Below are 20,709 nucleotides of genomic sequence, written 5' to 3' on the forward strand. Positions count from 1 at the left end.
GGCTCAGGTGCGGGAGAGCGCTGAGGGTCAGGCGGTCAGCGCGGGTACCGGTTGGACGCGCCCGACCGGGTGCCCGCCGCCCAGCAGCGTCTCGCCCGCGAACGCGGTGAGCAGCTCGGGGTCGACGCCCGCGCGGGCGAGCGCAGCGGCGGCGACCGGGATGCGCGCCCGGTTCGCGCCGTCGGAGATCTTCACGGCGATCGCCCGGCCGTCCGGCAGCGCGCCCACCTGGACGCCCTCGAAGCCGTCCTTGGCGAGCAGTCCCGGTACGGCGTGCATCAGCGCGGAGACGTCCCGGCCGGAGCCGGAGGCCATCTCGGCGTGCTCGCGCATCGCGTCCGCGACGCGTGCCTCGGGCGTGCCGGGCGCGGCGGTGGTGATGCGGGCGGCGGCGCGGGCGAGGCCGTGCAGCGAGACCGCGAACAGCGGCGCGCCGCAGCCGTCCACCGTGACCGTCGCGACGCGCTGCCCCGTCAGGTCCTCGACTGCTGCCGCGACGGCCTGTTGGAGCGGATGCGCGGGATCGAGGTAGTCGTCGAGGGACCAGCCGTTGAGTGTGCAGGTGTAGAGCATGGCCGCGTGCTTGCCGGAGCAGTTCTGCGCCAGCCGGGACGGCAGGCGTCCGGCACTGACCCAGGCGTCCCGGACGGTCGGACCGTAGGGCAGGTCCTCGGCGTTGCGCAGGTGGCTCTCGGTGAGACCGGCCAGCTCCAGGATCCGCCGGGCGCCGTCGAGATGGCGCTCCTCGCCGGAGTGGCTGGCCGCCGCCAGCGAGAGCAGTTCACCGTCGAGTGGCAGCCCGGCCCGCACCATGGCGACCGCCTGGATGGGCTTGAGCGCCGAGCGCGGATAGAACGCGGCCTCGATGTCGCCGAGTTCGAACGCGACCTGGCCGTCCGCGTCCAGCACGACGACCGAGCCGTAGTGGACGCCCTCGACCACCCCGCCGCGCACCAGGTGTGCGACGGGGGAGTGACGGGGTTCGCGTATCGCGGGGGAGTCAGCGAGGTTCACGCGTCGGATCCGCCTTCGGTGGGAGTGGGATGGGGATGTGGGTGGGTGTGGTGCGCCCGGGGTGCACGATGCTGCTGAGGGTCGCGTCGATGCAGTCGAGGTGGTGGGCCATGGCGGCGACGGCGTCGTCCTGGTTGCCGTCGACCAGCGCCTCGACGATCACGCGGTGCTCCCGGTTGGACTGCTCGCGGCGTCCGGGGCCCAGTTCGTTGAGGAACGACGACTGGCGTGCCAGGGCGTCACGAATCTCCTCGATCACCCGGCGGAAGGCCGGGTTCTGGGCGGCTGCGGCCACGGTCAGATGGAAGAGGCTGTCCATCGCGACCCATGCGGTGGTGTCCGTCTCCCGCTCCATCCGCTCCAGCAGATGGGCCAGCCGGTCCAGGTCCTCGGGGGTGCGGCGCAGCGCCGCGTAGCCCGCTACGGGGATCTCGACGTGCCGGCGCACCTCCTCCAGATCGCCGGCCGCGTAGTCGCCGAAAGTGGGCTCCTCGACCGCGTGGGCGATGACGAAGGTGCCCTTGCCGGTCCGGGAGGCGGTCAGGCCCATCGCCTGCAGGGCGCGGAGCGCCTCCCGCAGCACCGGCCGGCTGACCTCGAGCATGCGGCACAGCTCCGCCTCGGAGGGGAGCTTGTCGCCTATGGCGTAGTCGCCGCGCTCGATGGCCTGGCGAAGATGGCCGAACACCGCTTCCATCGCGCTGACGCGACGCGGCATTGCGCCACCTGTCTGGCTGTCTGACAGGTTCACCCGAGTGATCCTGGAGGTTGCGGATGGGGCTGTCAAGCGTGGATTTGCCACCCTGCGCGGGGGCGGCGGCCCACGGTGCCGAGCCGAGGCAGGGAGCGGTGCTGTCCGCCGCAGTTGATGAACCTTCAGGTGGCGAAGGCGGGTTGGAGCCCGTCGCGCGGGCATGTGGCCCTGCTCACAGAGGGCTCGCGGCGGTTGCCCTCGCCGTGTCGCACTGCCTAGCGTGCCGCCTGTCCGCGCATAGCGGACCCCGATGTTCCGGAACGCCGAATCCTGCCGCCGGAGGCTCGGGCAGCGCGAACATTCGGCCCGGCAGGGGCGGGGGAACCAGGTAAGTCGCTGCGCTCCAGAAGGTCCGCAGCTTGGGGTGAAGCCGTGCTCAGCACGGCCGGGCTAGCCCACGGTCCGAATCCGACAGCTCACCTCGCAGGCGTCGTAGAGGACCCTGCCATGCTCCTGTCCGGAAACGGCCGTCACCGCCGTCCCCGCACCAACCAGGCCCGTCGCCTGGCCACCGTCGCCGGTGTCGCCGGCGCCGGCATCGCCCTCCCGCTCGTCGGGACGTCCAGCGCATTCGCCGCCTCGACCTCCACCTGGGACGCCGTCGCCCAGTGCGAGAGCACGGGCAACTGGTCGATCAACACCGGCAACGGCTACTTCGGTGGCCTCCAGTTCTCGCAGTCCACCTGGGACGCCTACGGGGGTCAGCAGTACGCGTCCTCCGCCGACCAGGCCAGCAAGGACCAGCAGATCGCCGTCGCCGAGAAGGTCCTCGCGGACCAGGGCCCCGGCGCCTGGCCCGTCTGCGGCCCGCAGGCCGGTCTGACCCAGGGCGGCCCCGCCCCGGTGATCAGCACCTCCGGTTCGTCGAGCTCCGGGAGCTCCTCGAACAGCTCGACCGCTTCCAGCGACAGCGGCCAGGCCCAGGCGGGCTCGGAGGACTCCGACGGCGGCAGCTCCGCCGCGCCGAGCACGGCTGCTGCCGGCACGAGCCCTGCCAGCACGCCCGCTTCCGGTGCGACTGCCGGTGCCACCGAGTACACCGTCGTCTCGGGTGACTGGCTGTCGACGATCGCCGAGTCGCACCACGTCTCCGGCGGCTGGCAGGAGCTGTACCAGCTCAACAAGGCCACGCTCACCCAGGGCCCGAACCTGATCTTCCCGGGCGAGCACCTGCAGCTCACCGGCGCGGGTTCGTCGTCGAGCACGACCACGAGCACCAGCACGAGCACGACCGGCAGCGACGCGTCCGCCGGCAGCAGCGCCCAGAGCAGCTCCGCCGCGCAGCCCGCGAGCAACGCGAACCTGAGCGGTGACCCGCAGGCCATCGCCGCGCAGATCGTCCCGGCCGACCAGCTCGCCTCGTTCGACGAGATCATCTCCCACGAGAGCGGCTGGAACGTCACCGCCACCAACCCGTCCTCCGGCGCGTACGGCCTGCCGCAGTCCCTGCCGGGCGACAAGATGGCCTCCGCCGGCGCCGACTGGCAGACCGACGCGGCCACCCAGCTGCGCTGGGCGCTGCAGTACATGGACTCCACCTACGGCAGCCCGAACCAGGCCTGGGCGTTCTGGCAGGCCAACAACTGGTACTGACGGTCCGTGGCGCGGGGGCGGGGTCAGAGCGTGAGGCTCGTCCCCTCCTCCGCGGCCAGGACCTCCCCGTCGTAGGTGGCACCCGCCTCCGCGACGGACCGGCTCCGCTGGGCGCCGGGCCAGAAGTGCGTGAGCAGCAGCCGCTTGGCCTGTGCGTCGGCGGCCCACTGGCCGGCCTCGGCGGCGCTGAGCAGGTACGGGTCCCGGTCCGCGCCCTGCAGGGTCGCCCCGGCCACGAACAGCTGGGCCCCGGCCGCCAGTTCGCCCAGCCCTGCGGCGGGACCTGCATCGCCGCTGTAGGCCACGGCCACTCCTGACACGGTCAGCCGCACCCCCGCGTGCGGCACATGATGCGGCAGCAGCATCCCGTCCAGCCGGAACGGCCCGACCTGGTGACTCCCCGGCAGCGGATGCGGCGCGAACACCTCCCGCAGGTCCTCGCTCGGCTCCATCGCCTGCACGCGCTCCAGTACCCCGTCCGGGCAGTACAGCGGCGTGCGCCCGGCTCGTCCACCTCCGGCCCGCTCAGCCCCGAACGTCAGCGCCCGACCGAGCCCGCTCAGGTCCGCGCAGTGATCGGGATGCCCGTGCGTGATCACCACGGCGTCGACCTCGTCCGCCGTGCAGTGCGCCAACAGGCGCGGCAGCGTGCCGTATCCGAGATCCAGCACGACGCGGAACCCGTCCGCCTCCACCAGGAGCCCACTCGCCGCACGCTCGGCCTCTGGCCACGCGCCGCACGTTCCGAGTACCGTGAGAGTCGGCATATGCCCATTCTGGCAGGGACGTTGTAGCCGCGCAGGCGCTCACGACACCGGGGCACAACTCGCCGGGGACCGGTCCCCTCTGACCGTGGCTAGCTTCTTCCACAAGCCAGTCACACCTTGGAGGGGCCGTGAACTACTACCTGGACGTGCTCAAGAACTACGCAGGATTCTCGGGCCGGGCACGGCGCGCGGAGTACTGGATGTTCACGCTGTTCAACGTCGTCGCCGGCGCACTTCTGATCATCATCGGCGCCGCGATCCACTTCCCGCTGCTCTACGCCGTCTACAGCCTGGCGGTCCTGCTGCCCACGCTCGCGGTGGCCTTCCGCCGCCTGCACGACACCGACCGGTCGGCGGGCTGGATCCTGATCGCCCTCATCCCGTTCATCGGCGTGATCGTCCTGCTGGTGTTCCTGTGCCAGGAAGGCACGCCCGGACCGAACCAGTACGGCGCGAGCGTCTGACACATCATCTGACACAGAGGGCGGCACACATCGGGGGAGGATGCTGCGATGGCAGGCGACGGGGGAGAAGCGGTCAGGCGCGACGGCCCTGGCGGCGGAGCGGTGGTACTCGCGTGGCCGATGGGGGCGCGGGACCGTGCGGTCGTGCCGCTACGCCCGCTCGACGCGAACGACATCGTCAAGGGCGTCTTCGCCACCGTCCGGCGGTACTTCTGGCCGCTGTACCTCCCGCTGCTGATCGTCGCCCTCGGCAGCACAGTGGTACTCGGCGGCAGCGCGTGGGCCGCGTGGGGACTGATCACCTCCCCGCACCTGCACGGCGGGCGGATGACCACAACGCGCGGGATCGAACTGGCCCTTGCCGCAGCCGTGGTCATCGTTCCCGCTCTGTTGTGCGCGGTCCTCGCGTCCGCGGTCACCACGGCCGTCTGTCTCACCGTCCTCGGCCATCACGCGGTGCTCGGCCGACGCCTGACGGCCCGCCAGGCCTGGGCCGAGGCGCGCCCCCAGTTGCGGCGGACACTCGGCACCCAGCTGCTGACCTCGCTGGTCGTGGTCGGCGTCCTCCTGCTGTCCGTCCTTCCGGCCGTCGTTCTCGGCCTCGCTCTCCACAGCGCTGCTGCCGCAGGGTTGGCCCTGCTGCTGCTCTTCCCCGGCCTTGCCGCAATGCTGTACGTCGGGGGCAGGCTGCTCTATGCCACACCGGTCTCAGTACTGGAGGGCATGACCCCCACGACTGCGCTGCGCCGCTCCTGGCAGCTCAACCGCGGCGTCTGGTGGCGCACCTTCGGCATCTCGCTCCTGCCCGGCATGGTCGGCCGGGCGGCGACCCAACTGATCATCGGCGTCGGTTCAACCGTCGCGGCTCGGTACCTCCCACCGGAGCTTCTCTACGGTCCGTCGGGCAGCAAGGTCCACCTGTCGGCAGACAGTCTCATCCTTCCCGTCTCCATCGTCGTGCTCGCGTTCGTTGTCGCTGCGGTCGTGACGGCGCCGCTGACACCGCTGACTCTGGGCCTGCTCTACCTCGACCGGTGCTTTCGGAAGGAGAGCCTCGAAGGCACACTGCGCGCAGCGATTTGGGGCGAGGTGCGCTACGGCTCCTCTGTCCTGTTCCCGGTCCCGCCGGGGTTTCCGCCGCGGCCCCCGGGCCGCAGAACGACGAAGCCTGCGGACGAATACCCGCGCCACGGTGAACAGAAGCCCAACAAGGGGCGCGCGATGATCGCGGCCGGGTGGACGTTGCGGGTCGCCGGAACGGGCGCCGGGGCGGCCGGAGACGGCGTGTTGAGGCAGGGGGTCGGTGCCGGCGCGGGCATCTTGACCTGGGTCGATCTGCTGGCCAGGGGAGCAGGGTTGGTCGGCATGACGATCGGCATGTGGGTGTTCCTCTACGGCCGCCTGCTGATCAAGAGGGGCAAGCGTCACACGGTGAAGATCATCGGCTCCTTCACCGAGCTCCTCTACACGCGGTACGTGCTCTACCTGCGGCCGTTCGCGCAGGACGAGGCGATGTTCAAGATGCCGACGACGCTGGTCGGTGGGGGTGATCCGGGGACAGCCATTTTCCTCCTCTCCGGGCTGACGCAGGAGGAGTACCTGGTGCGCCGGTTCGGAGGCATCGGAAAGGTCATCGCGATCGGCAGTCCGGACGAGGACCTCCCGCTTCCGGGCGCGGCGCGCGGCTACCTGCCGCTGGACGACTGGCAGGACACCGTGGGTGGGCTGATCCGAGGCGCCCACGTGGTCGCCCTCGCCGCCGGCAGGGGCGAGGGAACGGTATGGGAGTTCGCCGAGGCTGCTCAGGTGATGGACCTGAAACGGCTGGTGCTCCTGGTCTACTGCGACGAGGAGGAGTACGGCGACTTCTGCGAGTCGGTAAAAGCCGAGTACGCGCGCCGTTTCGCTGCCGCACAGGAGGCGTCGGGACAGGAGCTCCCGACGCGGCGCCCGCTGCCTGAGCTGCCTGCCTTCCGGCCCAAGTCCGGCTACCAGGAGCTTTCGCGGTGGAAGGTGGTGTGCTTCGGCGGCAGGAAACGGGTGAAGGCGTTCGAGGACTGGGACTTCCCCCTCAAAGGCATTGTCGTCTTTGGCGAGAACGGGGTGGGGGAGTTCAGGCGATTCGATCCGGCAGCCATCGCCCTCACGTCAGTCAAGAGGGGGTGGTCGCTCTCACGCCTGGTCAAGCGTCAACTCAAGCCTGTCCTCGCGGAACTCGCCGAACTGCCCCGTAATCAGAGCGTCACGGACAAAGTCAGGAGTGCTTGAGCGATGCAAGAGACCGATCCTGCACCCGAAGCCGCACCCGCACCCGCACCCGAAGCTGCACCCGCGCCCGAAACTGCACCCGCGCCCGAAGCCGCACCCGCGCCCGAAACTGCACCCGCACCCGCAGCCGATATCCCCGAGGCCCGCACCGCTGAGGCCCGCACTCCCGACGCCGGGTCGCGGCCTGTGCCGAGGAGCAGGGTCGGTCGCGGGTTGTTCGAACCCTACGCCCTGGCAGTCGAGATGGCGGACCGGGTCTCGGAGCGGCGCGGCGCCGCCAACAAGTTCTTCCTCTCCGTCCAGACGACCTTGCTGGCGGCCGTGGGCCTTGCCGACACGACACTCGACCACGTCGCGTGGTACTCGGCACTGACCGCAGCCCTCACCGGATGTGCGATCTCCGTGGTGTGGTGGCTGCAACTGCGCAGCTACCGGATGCTCAACGCAGCCAAGTTCAGGGTGATCAACAGGCTGGAGGAGCGACTGCCCGCCCGGATCTTCACGGACGAGTGGGAGATCCTGAAGCACGTGGGAGACCCCGGTTCACGGCGGCTCGGCTACGTCGAACTCGGCACGACCGAGCGGCTGATCCCGTGGCTGCTCGCCGGATTGCACGTCCTGTTGCTCCTGGGCAGACTGCTGGGATGAGCCAGTACCTCACCGAAGACGCCGCCCTCATCCGGAACCTGCTCCCGCCGGCCGCACAGCCGCCGGGGGACGACGACGCACTCTTCCTCGGCTACGCGGTGCTGATGAGGGCCAAGGGCACGCAGACCACGTCGGAAGACGTCCACGACACGTGGTCGGCGTGGATGCTCGGGCGCGAGCCCGACCATCCGGCGATCGTGCCCTTCGAGCAACTCCCCGCCCGTACCCAGGCCATGGACCTCCCGTACATGCAGGCGATCCACACGGCCGCTCAGCAGCGCACGGCCGCCGGCGGTTCGTGACTCGTCCGGGTCGAAGTCAGCCTTGACGCAGGGCCGCATCGATGTCGGTCGCTGCTACGCGGGCCGCTTGCGCACGTGCCGGTGTCCCTCGTGCGGGAATTTCGGCGGCATCGGCGGGAGCACCGAATCCAGGACGTAGCCGCACTTCTGCGCCACGCGGCACGAGCCCTCGTTGCCGACGGTGTGCAGCAACTCGATCTCGTCGGCGGGCATGAGGTTCTGCCCGCCGAACAGCCATTCCGTCGCGCGCTGGACGCAGCGCGAGGCGATGCCGTTGCCGCGGGCTTCGGCCACCGTCCAATAGCCCACTCCGGTCGCTAGCATCTTCGGCGGGTTGGCCGCCTTGATGACGAAGTAGCCGACGAACCTGCCGTCCTCCTCGATGGCCCAGCTCAGATGGGTGCCGTTCGCCCAGCCCCGGTCCTGGTCGGCGAGCCAGGCGCGCGCCCCGTCCTCGTCGCCGACGGGGCGCATCAACCAGCGCCGCATCGCCTCGTCGCGGTGGGCGGCGACAATCGCCGGGACGTCCGAGTCCTGCCAGGGACGGAGCGTCAGAGCCGGCGCACTCGGGGTGGGTTCCACCATCAAGGTCATTGGCGACGTCATGCGGACCATCCAACAGCATGGCCGCGCGCCGACGTGACGAATTCGGATGACGGACGGTCGGCCCGGGCGACCGCCGCCACCTCGACCGGGTGGTCGGGCAACTTCCGCGTCGTGCGGTGCGGTGGTGATTGTCGTCGATGGTCTTGACATGTATTCGTTGCTGCCGCTTTGCTGGCTTTCGCGTTCACATGGTCCAGACCACTCCCCACTTTGGTCCAGACAACATGTGCGCACGCCCCTGGCGAACGACGGCGCCCGCTCGGTCGCGCCGCCGGTCCCCCCATGCCGAAAAGGGAGCAGTGCATGCCCAAACGCTTCTTCGTCCTGTCCGCGTCGGCCCTGCTGAGTGTCGGCGCGTTCGCGGCGCTCACGGCCACCGGCCTGACCCCCACCGCGCACGCCGCCGGCGTGTCGTGGCCGTCGCAGGTCTTCGCCCCCTACGTGGACACCGGCCTGAGCAACACCACACTGACCACGGTGGCCTCCGACTACGGCACCAAGTACTTCACGCTGGCCTTCGTCGACGGCTCGGGCTGCCAGTGGTCGATGCCCAACGAGTCGGGCTGGCAGTCCCAGATCTCCTCGCTCCAGGCGCAGGGCGGCGACGTCAGCATCTCCTTCGGCGGCTACACGACGGACACCAACGGCACCGACCTCGGCAACACCTGTTCGTCGGCGAGCGCGATGGCCGCGCAGGTCGAGTCGGTGGTGACCACGCTGGGCGCGAGCCACCTCGACTTCGACATCGAGTCCAACGAGGTCACCAACTCCTCCGACATCACCCGCACCGCGCAGGCACTCGCGCAGGTCCGCTCCTGGGCCTCCGCCAACGGCCAGAGCCTGTCGCTCTCGTACACCATCCCGGCGGCGCCGACCGGGCTCACCCAGTCCGGCGTCAACGTCCTCACCACGGCCGTGGCCAACGGCTTCACGCCGGACGTCGTCAACATCATGACGATGGACTACGGCACCTCCGGCACGGAGATGGGCACGGCCGCCAACCAGGCCCTCGACGCCACGGCCGGCCAGGTGGCCTCGGCCTTCGGCATCTCCACCTCAGCCGCCTACGCGCGGCTCGGCAACACGCCGATGATCGGTCAGAACGACAGCGCGGGGGAGGTGTTCTCACTCGCCGACGCGGGCACCGTCGAGTCCTACGCCGCCCAGCAGGGCATCGCGGAGCTCTCGTTCTGGGCCGAAGGCCGTGACAACGGCGGCTGCCCGGGACAGACGACCGCGAGCTCGACGTGCAGCGGCGTCAGCCAGAACAGCGGGGCCTTCACCCAGGCGTTCCAGGCCTTCACGGGCGGCAGCAGCTCGACGGCCACCCCGACGCCCACCCCCACTCCCACGCCGACCTCCACCGGCGGGGGCGGTGGTTCCTGCGCGGCGACGTGGAGCGCGTCGAGCGCGTACACCTCCGGCCAGGAGGTCTCGTACAACGGTCACAACTGGACCGCCAACCAGTGGAACGACGACGAGGTTCCCGGCGGCCCCTCCGGCGCGTGGAACGACGACGGGGCCTGCTGAGTCCCTGACCCGCCGACACCCCTGCACTGCCCCGGCCGAGGTGAGGCCGGGGCAGTGTTCGCCGGGCGCGCACGCCGCCGCGCCGATCAGGCCGGGCCCTGTGGGCGGTGTCAGCCCTGGCGCAGGGCGGGCATCGGGACAGGGATGCCGTAGGTGCTGGAGCCGACGCCCACGCCGGCCTGGCACGTGTTGGGCGGGGTCGTGGACGTTCCTCGGGAGGAGGGTGTCTCGGCGGCCCAGAACATGTAGCCCAGCATGCCCGGCGTGGTCCCGGCACCGCCTGGCGCCGCAGCCTGGAGCCAGCTCCCGGTGCTGCTCTCCAACGACGCGGAGAAGTCGTTGCACTCGGGCAGCACCTGGGGCTGGCCGGCCAGATAGACGCTGCCGGTGAACTTGGCCGGGGCGAGCGGCGCGATCGGCGGGCTGTAGTTGGGCTTGCCGTCGATGTGCTCCTGCCAATTGGCCTCCGCGGCGGTGGCGGAGGGCTGCTTGTTGGGGACCATGGCGTTGGCGTAGTCCAGCACCGGGTTGCTCGTGCTGAGCCAGTTGGCCGTGGCGTACTGGGTGAGTCCGATCAGGTAGCGGTCGCCCGCGGCCAGGTCGATGGTGAGCCGGGCGGTCGGGTCCGCGCCGGTGGCGTCGTAGGGATGGACGGACCGGTAGGCGCTGATGAAGGACTGAAGGCCCGTCAGGTTCGGGCCGGTGGAGTTCTCGTAGTCGATCTCGATGCCGACGCCGAGCTGGGTGGCCAGCGCTGCGGCCTTCTGCCCGAGCAGGGTGGGGTTCTGGCTGAGGGCGGTGTCCCAGTCGGCCGTGTAGGTGGCGCCGCCGAGGGAGAGCATCACGCGGACGCCGTGGCTGGTGAAGTAGTCGACGACGGCCTGGTTCATGCCGACGGGCGCGCCGTTCACGTCGCCGCTGTCGTTGGTGTCGTCGAGCAGTTTGAGCGGGTCGACGAAGGAGAGCACGACCAGGTTGACCGACGGGGTGCCGTCGCCACGGTCGATCAGCCAGTGGTTGTCGGTGTCGAAGCCGGTCATGTCGCGCACCGTGCCCCAGGTGCACTCATCGTTCCCGCAGTCCCAGGCGCCGTAGACCTGGATCGGCGAGGTGGCCGCCGCCGGTGCAACGGATTCCGCCGTTGCGGCGGTTGCGGCCGTTGCGGCGGTTGTGCCGGTGGCCGCCGCGGTGACCAGCAGTATGGTGGCTGCCAATGTCGTGAAGCCGCGTCTGTGCATGTGCATCCTCGCCTCCAGGCGGGCCGGGACCACGGTGGTGTGCGGTGGACCAAAGGGTGGAGTGGAGTCTGCCGCTCCGTCAATGGTCTGTACCAGAAAGGGCGGTGTGCAGGTGCGCCCGCGTTCGCGCCTGCGTCCGCCCCCGTGGCGTGCGGCGAAGCGGAAGGTAGCTGCTCCGTTTTCACAGGTAATGCCCCCTCCCCATGAGCACCACTTTCATGTCAGAGTGCTTGTCGAAGATCGCCGCAGCGACGGACACAGCGACGAACGGGAGTGAACATGCCCGAACCGGTCATCATCGGCAGCGAGCGCAGCGAAGTCGGCCTGCCGTCGGGGATGGAGGTGCTGCGGCGGGGCGGTTCAGCGCTGGACGCCGTCGAGGCGGCGATGCGGCGCTGCGAGGACAACCTGGCCGACCACTACGTCGGGACCGGCGGTCTGCCCAACGCCCGTGGCGAGGTCGAGCTGGACGCCTCGGTGATGCTCGGCTCCAGCCGTCGGTTCGGCGCCGTGGGCGCGGTGCACGGCTATCCGAACCCGATCTCCATCGCCCGCGCGGTGCTGGAGCGGCTGCCGCAGCACTGCCTGCTCGTCGGCGAGGGGGCGGAACTCTTCGCCGACGAGAACGGCTTCACCCGAGCGGAGCTGCTGACCGACGAGGCGCGCGCGCTCTGGCGCGAACAGCTGGACGCGGTCGCCCGCAAGGAGTCGGCCGAGTCGGTCGGGTCGGTCGGGTCGGTCGAGTCCGTCGAGTCCGTCGAGGGCGAGAACACCGCCGCGCTGCCGGGGGACCACCGCTATCGCGCCGCGGCCCTCGACCTGGTCCGCAAGTTCGCCCCGCACGAGGGGCCCTGGGGGACCATCAACATCATCGCCCTGGACGCCTCCGGTGAGCTGTGCGTGGGCGTGTCCACCTCCGGCTACCCGTTCAAGTATCCCGGCCGGGTCGGGGATTCGTCGGTCCCCGGCGCGGGCAACTGGTGCGACCTGCGGGCCGGCGGCGCCGCCTGCACCGGGCGCGGCGAGCTCAGCATGCGCGGCGGGACCGCCCGCACCATCGTCGACCACCTCGCTGCGGGCCACGACCCGGCGGAGGCCTGCCGCCTCGGCCTGGCCGATGCCGCGACCCTGCCGGACGACTTCCGCGCGGAGCTGCGCGCCCTCGCGCTGACCCCCGACGGGCGACACGGCGGCGCGGCAGGCCAGGAAGGCAGCGTCTACGCGCTGATGACGCCGGACTCGACCGAGCCCGAGTTCCGTCCCCGCGTGGTGCTCTGACGGTTCCGGTCCATCAGACGCGGTTCATCAGACGGTTCATCACATACACGACGTGGTTGGAGGGTTCGCTGATGTTCACCACCCGTCCCACCCTGCAGGGCACCTTCGGCATGGTGTCGTCCACGCACTGGCTCGCGTCGCAGTGCGCGATGGCGGTGCTGGAGGACGGCGGCAACGCCTTCGACGCGGCGGTCGCGGCCGGCTTCGTGCTGCATGTCGTCGAGCCGCACCTGAACGGACCGGCGGGTGAGGTGCCGATCATCCTGGCTCCGGCCGGGGGCAGTGCGACCGTGCTGTGCGGCCAGGGGCCGGCTCCGGCCGGGGCGACCGTCGCGCACTACACCTCACTCGGCCTGGACCTGGTCCCCGGCACCGGACCGCTCGCGGCGGCGGTGCCGGGCGCCTTCGACGCGTGGATGCTGCTCCTGCGCGACCACGGCACCCGCACGGTGCGGGACGTGCTGCGCTACGCGGTCCACTACGCCGAGTCCGGTCATCCGGCGGTGGAGCGGATCGGGGCCACCGTGGAAAGCGTCCGTGAGCGCTTCGAGCAGGAGTGGACCAGCTCCGCCGAGCTCTATCTGCCGGGCGGCCGGGCCCCGCAGGCGGGCGAGCTGCTGCGCAACCCCGCCCTCGCCGCGACCTGGCGGCGCGTCATCGCCGAGGCGGAGGCGGTGGGAACGGACCGCGAGACGCAGATCGAGGCGGCCCGCCGGACGTGGCGCGAGGGCTTCGTTGCCGAGGCGCTGGTCGAGGCGTCGGACCGGCCCACGATGGACACCTCCGGCGAACGCCACGCCGGCCTGCTCAGCGGTGACGACCTGGCGGGATACCGGGCCGGGTACGAGGCTCCGGTCACCCTGGACTGGAACGGCTGGACGCTGTGCAAGGCGGGGCCGTGGAGCCAGGGGCCCGCGCTGCTCCAGCAACTCGCCCTGCTGCCCGATGACTTCGGCACGGGTGAGACGGCGTACGGCTCCGCGGGCTACGTGCACACCCTGGTCGAGGGCACCAAGCTGGCCATGGCCGACCGCGAGGCCTGGTACGGCGACGCGGCCGACGTGCCGCTCGACGCCCTGCTCTCGCCCGCGTACAGCGCCGAACGCCGCAATCTGGTGGGCGACCGGGCGAGCCTGGACCTGCGCCCCGGCTCCCCGAACGGACAGTCGCCGCGCCTGCCCGCGCACGTCCACCACCTGGTCGAGCAACTGGCCAAGTCCGGTGCGGGGGACGGTTTCGACGCGCTGGGCACGCTGCCGTCGGGCGCGGGGGAGCCGACCGTCGCACGGGACGGGCTGACCCGGGTCGACACCTGCCACCTCGACGTCGTCGACCACTGGGGGAACCTGGTCTCCGCCACGCCCAGCGGCGGCTGGCTCCAGTCCAACCCCGTGGTCCCGGAGCTGGGCTTCCCGCTCGGCACCCGACTGCAGATGGCGTGGCTCGAACCGGGCCTGCCCAACTCGCTCACTCCAGGCCGCCGTCCGCGTACGACGCTCACACCGTCACTGGCGCTCCGCGACGGCGAGCCGGTCATGGCCTTCGGCACACCCGGAGGCGACCAACAGGACCAGTGGAGCCTGCACTTCTTCCTGGCCGCTGCGCTGCGCCCGCCGGTCCGTGGCCAGTTGGACCTCCAGGGCGCCATCGACGCCCCCAACTGGCACACCGACGCCTTCCCGAGCTCGTTCTTCCCGCGTGGGATCCGACCGGGCAGCCTGGTGATCGAGGATCGGATCGACGGCGAGGTGGCCGCGGAGCTGCGTGCCCGGGGTCACCAGGTGACCCTGGCCGACCCGTGGTCGGAGGGCCGCGTCTGCGCCGTGGCCCGCGACCCGCGCACGGGGGTGCTGTCGGCCGCGGCCAACCCGCGTGGCATGCAGGGCTACGCGGTCGGCCGCTGAGGCGTCCGCTGCCCGCAGGTCGAAGTGACGCCGCGTCATCACCCCGCCATAACCCCGCGATCACCGCGTCAGCGCTCCGCCGCTTCTGGCGACCACCTCGTCGACGGTCTCGGCGGCGCGCAACACGGTGAACCGCACTTCGCCGTCGCGGGTGAGCTCGAAGCCGTGGACCGGCGGCAACGGCAGGCTGTTGTAGTGGAACGGCGAGGAGAAGGCGTACGCGCCGGTGTCCGGCACGACGGCCAGGTCGCCCGCCGACAGGCGCGGCAGCAGTCGCTCCTGCGCCAGCAGGTCCCCCGCGAAGCAGCAGGGTCCGCCGACGTCCTGGACCTGCTGCTCGGCGCGACTGGGCCTGCCGTCGCGGTCGTAGGCGAGGACCCGGAGCGGCCACAGCTCCGGGGCGAAGGCGGTGCGGGCCGCCACCTGGGCGCCGGCGTGGGTGAGCGCGATGCGTCGTCCGCCGGAGGTCTTGGTGTACTCCACGCGCGTGGCCACGAAGCCGTTCCGTGCCATCAGCGCGCGCCCGTACTCGGTGACGATCCGGAAGGATCCGTCGAACAGCTCCGGCACCTCCCCCCGGAGCACGGCGACGTGGTCGGCGAAGGTCGGGGAGTCGGTGTCACCGCTGAAGTCGACGTGCAGTCCGCCGCCGATGTCGATGCCGACGACCTGGTCGGGCCGTTCCTGGTTGACCTCCTGCGCGAAGTCGACGGCCGTGGCCACCCCCGCCGCGTTGAGCTCCAGTGGCACCCCCTGCGATCCCACGTGGACGTGGACCCAGCGCAGCCAGGGCCGGTCCCGGTAGGCGTCCAGCAGGCGCTCGCGGTTGCCCGGATCGGTCAGCGCGATCCCGAACTTGGTGGTGCGGCCCGCCGTGGACATCGCCTCGATGCTGCCGAGGCCGACCTGCGGGTTGAGCCGGATGCCGATACGTGACGCGGGCGGGGCGGTGCCGATCAGCCGGTCGACCCGTTCGAGTTCCTCGAAGTTGTCGATGTTGACGGCGATGCCGTCGGCGAGAGCGGTGGACAGCTCGCCGAGCGTCTTGACGGGGGAGTCGAGGACCAAGCGCTCCGGGGGGAACCCGGCGGCGCGGGCCTGCGCGAGTTCCCCGGCACTGCTCACCTCGCAGCCCAGACCGTGACTGCGCAGCAGGGCAAGCACCGGCACCAGGGGGTTGGCCTTGGCGGCGAACGCGTGCAGGACGTCGAGTTCGGGTGGCCAGGCCGCGCGCAGCGCGTGGGCACTCTCGCCGATCCCGGCCACATCCACGAAGGCGGCGACCGGGCTGTCCGACTCGTCGAGGAGTCCTCGGACCACGGCGGCACGGACGGCCGCGTCCCGCCGGGCTCGCCGTGCGGCGGCCGTTGCGGCTGCGGTGGCCGTGCTGGGAGTCGGAAGCATCGCTACCTCGCTCGCGGGGGTGCCGGGCGGTCGGACGGGGCTCAGCCTGCTCCGTCGAGCCGGAGTCGGCGGGAGCATCGAAAACCTCGGTGCTCAGTCACCACTTCGTTCCCAGCTCACGGCGGGACAGGCTGCAGCAGTCAACATAACGGCTCACCCCGGCGACGCTGCCCAGTGGCCTGCACGACACATCACGAGCAGTGACGGGGCGTCAGTCTTCGTGCGCGCATCATCCGACCCGGGGCCTGCCCGACGGTTCCCAGCCCGCCCGTCCCAGAGAACGTAAGGTGCTGGTCATGACCGACACCGGTGCCGCGACGCCCGTTCCGTCCGAGGACGAGGCGGCAGCGCTCGCCGACGACGCGGTGGCCTGCTGCTCCCGCCTGATCCGTTTCGACACCAGCAACTTCGGCGGCGGCGAGAGCCGAGGCGAACGTCCCTGCGCGGAATGGGTCGCCGAGCGGCTGACCGACGCCGGGCTCACGCCCGTCGTGCTGGAGTCCGCCCCCGGCCGGGCCAGCACCGTGGTGCGCATCGCGGGCGCCGACCCCGCCGCCCCGGCGCTGCTGGTCCACGGACACCTGGACGTGGTGCCCGCCGAGCCGTCCGACTGGTCGAGCCATCCGTTCGCCGGAGAGGTCCGCGACGGAGCGGTCTGGGGACGCGGCGCGCTCGACATGAAGGACATGGACGCCATGATGCTGGCGTTCGTCCGCCACTTGGCGCGCACCGGCGCCAGGCCACCGCGCGACCTGGTCCTCGCCTTCGTCGCCGACGAGGAGGACGCCGGCGAGTACGGCGCCCGCTTCCTCGTCGAGCAGCACCCCGACCTGTTCGAGGGCGTCAACGCCGCGATCAGCGAGTCCGGCGGCCACGCCGTCCATCTGCCGGGCGGCGGCAGGCTCTACCCGATCGCCGCCGGTGAGCGGGGCAGCGCCTGGATGACCGCCACCGCGCGCGGCACCGCCGGGCACGGATCCCGGCACAACGACGACAACGCCGTGGTCAAGCTGGCCGCGGCGATCGGCCGGTTCGACGGGTACGAGTGGCCGGTCCGGGTGGTGCCGATCGTCGCGGCGCTGCTGGACGGACTCTCCCGGCACCTCGGCGTCACCATCGACCCCGCCGATCTCAGCCCGCTGGGCGCCGCGGCGGATCTGGTGTCGGGAACCCTGGCCAACTCGGTCAACCCGACCATGCTGCGGGCCGGTTACAAGCACAACGTGATCCCCGGCGAGGCGAGTGCCGCTCTGGACGGACGTATCCTGCCCGGCACCGAGGCGGAGTTCTTCGCCACCGTGGACGCCCTGCTCGGCCCGGACGGCACCCGCACGGGCGACTTCCGGGCCCCCGTCAGCGCCGACCACACCGCGCCGGACTTCGCGGCGATGGCAGCGGCCCTGCGCGCCCACGACCCGGAGGCCCTGGTCCTCCCGTACTGCATGACCGGCGGCACCGACGCCAAGGCCTTCGCCGCCCTCGGCATCCCCGGCTTCGGTTTCGTGCCGGGCCGCACCCCCGCGGATTTCGACGCGTGGCAGTACGTCCACGGCGTCGACGAGCACGTGCTCACCGACAGCCTCGCCTTCGGCGCCCGGGTGCTGACGAGCTATCTGATGACGGACCCCCGCGTCTTCGCCTGAACGCCTGGACACCTCCCGGCGGCCGACGGCTACCGTGCTGCTTGCACCTGCGCCACACCGACGCCCTCACGGAGACGGAGTCCGTATGCCCCTGCTGCGTCCACCCGCCCTTCGCCCCGGCGACACCGTCGCCGTCCTCTGCGGCAGTTCGCCCGTCGGCGACCAGGAGCGCCTGGAGTCCGGCCTGCGCGCCCTGACCTCCGTCGGGCTGAAGCCGGAGGTCCTCGCCTCGGCCCGGGCCGTCGGCAGCACGTACGACTACCTCGCCGGGGACGACGCGTTGCGCGCCGCCGACCTCACCCGTGCCCTGACCGATCCCCGTTACGCGGGCGTGCTGACCGCCTGCGGCGGCTACGGCATGCAGCGCACCCTGGAGCTGATCGACTGGGGTCGGATCGACGCCGCCGCGCCCAGGGTCGTGGTCGGCTACTCGGACGTCACCGCACTGTTGGAGGCGCTCGCCGCGAAGCTGGGCTGGGTCTCGCTGTTCGGTCCGATGGTGGCGAGCAGCGGCTTCTGGGAGGGCCCGGAGGAGTACGACTTCCGGGAACTGACGAAGCTGCTGCTCACCCCCGAGCGCGTCACGCAGCTGAGTTTCCCCGGATCCTGGGCGCTGGTACCCGGCGTCGCCGAAGGCGTGACGGTGGGCGGCACCGCGACGTTGCTGACGGCGAGCCTGGGCACCGACACCTCCTACCCGGCGCGCGGCGGGATCCTGCTCCTGGAGGACGTCGACGAGCGCCTGTTCCGGCTGGACCGCGCCTTCACGCAGCTCCGGCGGGCCAAGGACTACATCGACGGCGTGGCGGGAATCGTTCTCGGCACCTTCACCGAGTGCGGCGACCCGGCGCAGGTCGACCGGCTGCTGGACGACCGCTTCGGCGACCTGGGCGTCCCGGTGCTCGCCGGGGTGAACATCGGCCACAACACCGCGATGCAGACCTGGCCGATCGGCGTCCGCGCCCGCCTGGACGCGGACAACGGCACGTTGACCTTCCTGGGTCAGGTGCTGGCGGAGCGTCAGGACTGACGGACCGGCCAGTGATCCGCCCGCCACCGAACGCGGCAGCGTGGCAGACTCCGAGTCTTCGATCGGCGAGCGGCGACTGGCGAGCGGGAGTGGGGCATCATGCGCGTGCTGGTCTCGGCGGACATGGAAGGCGCCACCGGAGTCACCTGGCCGGACGACTGTGAACCGGGAAACCCCGCCTGGCAACGCTGCCGGGCGCTCTTCACCTCGGACGTGAACGCCGCGATCGCGGGCTTCTTCGCAGGCGGCGCCACGTCCGTCCTGGTCAACGAGGCCCATGCGACGATGCGCAACCTGCTGCTGGAGCAGCTCGACCCGCGCGCCGAGATGCTGACGGGCCGTCACAAGGACCTGACCATGGTCGAGGGCGTCCAGCACCCGGACGTCTCGGGCCTGGCGTTCGTCGGCTACCACGCCGGAGCCGGGGCCGAGGGCGTCCTCGCGCACACATACCTGGCCAACTCGATCACTCAGGTCGCCGTCGACGGGGTCCCGGCCAGTGAGGGATACCTGAACTCCCTGGTGGCTGCTGAGTTCGGCGTGCCCGTCGTCCTCGTCACCGGCGACGACCGTGCCTGCGCGGACGCCGCGTCCTACGCGCCCGACGCCGTGACGGCCGCGGTGAAGGACTGCGTCAGCCGGTACGCCGCGGTCTGCCGTCCGCCTGCGGTGACCTTCGAACAGATCCGCGCGGCGGCCGAGCAGGCCGCGCGGCTCTGTACGCGGGCCGAGCCGGTCAGCGGGCGCGGCTTCGAGGTCGAGGTCGAGTTCGACGCCAGCCACCTCGCGGCGGCGACCGCCGGCGTGCCGACGGTCCGGCGGACCGACGTCCGCCGGGTCGCGTTCACCACGGACACCGCGTACGCGATGATCCGCACGTTCAGAACCGTGGTGACGGTCGCTGCCGCCGCGATCGAGAACGCCTACGGCTGACCGCGAATCAGCCCAGCCCGAGGGTGGCCGCGATCTGGTCGCCCATCGCCGCCTCGCCGATCGCGTTCGGGTGGACCGGAACGTAGTTGGTGCCGAAGAGCAGCGGCTCGATCCACCGGGTGCCGACGGGTGCGCACGCGTCGTGGCCGTCGGAAACGGCGGACATGTCGACGTAGGTGACGCCGTTGTCCGCCGCGGCGTGCTGCGCGGCGGCGTTGAGGTGGGCCTCGATGTCGCGGAGGTAGGGGATGTCGCCGGACGCCAGCGGCATCTTGGCGTAGCAGCCGGGGACGGCCTGGGCCGGGACGATCCACGGGTAGCCGACGATGGCGACCCGCGCGTTGGGTGCCTTGGCCTTGACGGCGGCCAGCGCCGAGTCGACCGCGGCGTAGGTGGTGGTGTCGATGGTGTTGTCGAAGCTCGACCCGTACAGGCTCTGGCAGGGGTGCCCGATGCCTAGGGTGGCGATGCCCGCGGAACCGCAGGCGAGGATCGCGTCGATGAAGGTGTTGCTGTCGTTGCCGCCGATGGTCATCGTGACCAGACCGGTGTCGGCGTTCAACGCGTCCAACTGCGGGGCGACGCCAGGGTACTGAGAGCCGGCGAAGTCCTTGGTCTCCGCCCCGCCGCAGGTGACGTCGGTCAGGTTCAGGCCGAATCTCGCGGCCAGGTCGTGGGGGTAGTTCAGCGTCGAGCGCGCGCACTCCAGCGGCGCGCTCAGATCGAGCGGCAGCACCCCGGATCCGGCGCTGTAACTGTCGCCCAGGGCGACATAGTTGACGGAGGAGTCCGCCTGCGCCCGCGCGGGGAGCGCGAGGCACAGGCCGGCCAGGACGGAGACGGCGGCGGTGGCCGCGGCAAGACGCCGCGAGCGGGCACTGTGAACACGAGCCAGACGGAGCGACATGCGGGGATCTCCTTGGACCGGGTGGGGCCGTGACAGGGAGAAAAGCAGACGACGACACGTCAGCAGGCAGATGTCGTCGGCGTTTCCGCTAAGTTACCCGCGGGAAACGTAGCTCCGTCACCTGGAGAGAGCAAGACCTGTGCCGCGATTGCACGCTCGGCGTTCGGGACGATGCCGCTCCGGCTGGATCCCCGGCTCCGCCCGGATCCGGCTCTGGCCCCGACCCAGCGCCGGGCAAGGCCCCCGGGGGCGCGGTTCGCCGGTGGATGCCGCGGACCGTCCGTCTGACTCGGTCAGCCGCGCCCTGGTCGCGATGGTGCTGCCGCACTTCGCCCGCGGTGTCGGTCCGACCTGACGGTGGATCGCCAGCAGGGGCACACGAGCGCCGGACGAACATCGGCGCTCGTACCACCCGCTGATCACTGA

Annotated in this window: 18 protein-coding genes and 1 riboswitch; of the genes, 11 read left to right on the forward strand and 7 right to left on the reverse strand. The window is 71.3% G+C overall.

Translation table 11 applies throughout. The features are described from left to right. Positions 1-27 precede the first annotated feature (27 nt). Positions 28-1,014 carry an asparaginase gene (locus ABH928_RS05725; protein ID WP_370062680.1) on the reverse strand — a complete coding sequence of 329 codons (987 nt, stop codon included), beginning with the start codon at positions 1,012-1,014 and terminating at the stop codon, positions 28-30. Beyond that, positions 1,001-1,711, reverse strand: a complete 711-nt coding sequence (locus ABH928_RS05730; protein WP_370062991.1) for a FadR/GntR family transcriptional regulator — start codon at positions 1,709-1,711, stop codon at positions 1,001-1,003. The genes ABH928_RS05725 and ABH928_RS05730 overlap by 14 nt, the downstream gene beginning before the upstream one ends. A gap of 308 nt (positions 1,712-2,019) precedes the next feature. Beyond that, a riboswitch (cyclic di-AMP (ydaO/yuaA leader) is annotated at positions 2,020-2,213 on the forward strand. A 2-nt stretch (positions 2,214-2,215) separates the two neighbouring features. Here ABH928_RS05730 and ABH928_RS05735 point away from each other — a divergent pair. Continuing rightward, the gene (locus tag ABH928_RS05735) at positions 2,216-3,361 is read left to right on the forward strand and encodes a transglycosylase family protein (protein WP_370062682.1); all 1,146 of its coding nucleotides are present in this window, start codon (positions 2,216-2,218) and stop codon (positions 3,359-3,361) included. Positions 3,362-3,384: 23 nt separating this feature from the next. Here ABH928_RS05735 and ABH928_RS05740 read toward each other — a convergent pair whose 3' ends face one another. Further along, a complete protein-coding gene (locus ABH928_RS05740) occupies positions 3,385-4,128 on the reverse strand; it encodes an MBL fold metallo-hydrolase (protein WP_370062684.1) in 744 nt (247 codons plus the stop codon). A 128-nt stretch (positions 4,129-4,256) separates the two neighbouring features. Here ABH928_RS05740 and ABH928_RS05745 point away from each other — a divergent pair, with 128 nt between their 5' ends. The 4 genes from ABH928_RS05745 to ABH928_RS05760 all read left to right on the forward strand — a co-directional run bounded on the left by ABH928_RS05745 (position 4,257) and on the right by ABH928_RS05760 (position 7,810). Then, positions 4,257-4,592, forward strand: coding sequence for a DUF805 domain-containing protein (locus ABH928_RS05745; RefSeq protein WP_370062686.1), 336 nt, complete (start codon positions 4,257-4,259; stop codon positions 4,590-4,592). Between the two features lie 48 nt (positions 4,593-4,640). After that, positions 4,641-6,860, forward strand: coding sequence for a hypothetical protein (locus ABH928_RS05750; protein WP_370062688.1), 2,220 nt, complete (start codon positions 4,641-4,643; stop codon positions 6,858-6,860). Positions 6,861-7,073: 213 nt separating this feature from the next. Further along, positions 7,074-7,508, forward strand: coding sequence for a hypothetical protein (locus tag ABH928_RS05755; RefSeq protein WP_370062690.1), 435 nt, complete (start codon positions 7,074-7,076; stop codon positions 7,506-7,508). Continuing rightward, entirely contained in the window at positions 7,505-7,810 is a 306-nt protein-coding gene (locus ABH928_RS05760; protein WP_370062692.1) for a hypothetical protein, read from the forward strand. The genes ABH928_RS05755 and ABH928_RS05760 overlap by 4 nt, the downstream gene beginning before the upstream one ends. A 54-nt stretch (positions 7,811-7,864) precedes the next feature. Here the strand turns inward: ABH928_RS05760 and ABH928_RS05765 are convergent, their stop codons facing one another. Then, complete coding sequence (locus ABH928_RS05765) at positions 7,865-8,395, reverse strand: GNAT family N-acetyltransferase (RefSeq protein WP_370062694.1); 531 nt, start codon at positions 8,393-8,395, stop codon at positions 7,865-7,867. Positions 8,396-8,719: 324 nt separating this feature from the next. Here ABH928_RS05765 and ABH928_RS05770 point away from each other — a divergent pair, with 324 nt between their 5' ends. Next, the gene (locus ABH928_RS05770; RefSeq protein WP_370062696.1) at positions 8,720-9,946 is read left to right on the forward strand and encodes a chitinase; all 1,227 of its coding nucleotides are present in this window, start codon (positions 8,720-8,722) and stop codon (positions 9,944-9,946) included. 110 nt (positions 9,947-10,056) lie between these two features. Here ABH928_RS05770 and ABH928_RS05775 read toward each other — a convergent pair whose 3' ends face one another. Beyond that, positions 10,057-11,190, reverse strand: coding sequence for a hypothetical protein (locus tag ABH928_RS05775; RefSeq protein ID WP_370062698.1), 1,134 nt, complete (start codon positions 11,188-11,190; stop codon positions 10,057-10,059). Positions 11,191-11,463: 273 nt separating this feature from the next. Between ABH928_RS05775 and ABH928_RS05780 the strand changes: the two genes are divergently transcribed. Beyond that, positions 11,464-12,462, forward strand: a complete 999-nt coding sequence (locus tag ABH928_RS05780; RefSeq protein WP_370062700.1) for a N(4)-(beta-N-acetylglucosaminyl)-L-asparaginase — start codon at positions 11,464-11,466, stop codon at positions 12,460-12,462. A gap of 71 nt (positions 12,463-12,533) precedes the next feature. Continuing rightward, positions 12,534-14,366: a gamma-glutamyltransferase family protein gene (locus ABH928_RS05785; RefSeq protein WP_370062702.1), complete on the forward strand. Its 1,833-nt coding sequence runs from the start codon at positions 12,534-12,536 to the stop codon at positions 14,364-14,366. A gap of 60 nt (positions 14,367-14,426) precedes the next feature. On the opposite strand, the gene ABH928_RS05790 is transcribed toward ABH928_RS05785, so the two are convergent. After that, positions 14,427-15,770 (reverse strand): diaminopimelate decarboxylase, encoded by a 1,344-nt coding sequence (locus ABH928_RS05790; RefSeq protein WP_370062704.1) that lies wholly within the window; start codon positions 15,768-15,770, stop codon positions 14,427-14,429. A gap of 296 nt (positions 15,771-16,066) precedes the next feature. On the opposite strand from ABH928_RS05790, the gene ABH928_RS05795 reads away from it, so the two are divergent. From ABH928_RS05795 to ABH928_RS05805, 3 genes are all read left to right on the forward strand, one after another. Beyond that, complete coding sequence (locus ABH928_RS05795) at positions 16,067-17,413, forward strand: M20/M25/M40 family metallo-hydrolase (protein ID WP_370062706.1); 1,347 nt, start codon at positions 16,067-16,069, stop codon at positions 17,411-17,413. A gap of 85 nt (positions 17,414-17,498) precedes the next feature. Then, positions 17,499-18,443 carry an LD-carboxypeptidase gene (locus ABH928_RS05800; RefSeq protein WP_370062708.1) on the forward strand — a complete coding sequence of 315 codons (945 nt, stop codon included), beginning with the start codon at positions 17,499-17,501 and terminating at the stop codon, positions 18,441-18,443. Between the two features lie 99 nt (positions 18,444-18,542). Then, complete coding sequence (locus ABH928_RS05805; protein WP_370062710.1) at positions 18,543-19,376, forward strand: M55 family metallopeptidase; 834 nt, start codon at positions 18,543-18,545, stop codon at positions 19,374-19,376. A 7-nt stretch (positions 19,377-19,383) separates the two neighbouring features. Here ABH928_RS05805 and ABH928_RS05810 read toward each other — a convergent pair whose 3' ends face one another. Continuing rightward, on the reverse strand, positions 19,384-20,283 hold the full coding sequence (locus ABH928_RS05810; protein WP_370062712.1) for an SGNH/GDSL hydrolase family protein: 900 nt from the start codon (positions 20,281-20,283) through the stop codon (positions 19,384-19,386). Positions 20,284-20,709 lie beyond the last annotated feature (426 nt).

The organism is Streptacidiphilus sp. MAP5-3 (assembly GCF_041262505.1).
Classification (GTDB): domain Bacteria; phylum Actinomycetota; class Actinomycetes; order Streptomycetales; family Streptomycetaceae; genus Streptacidiphilus.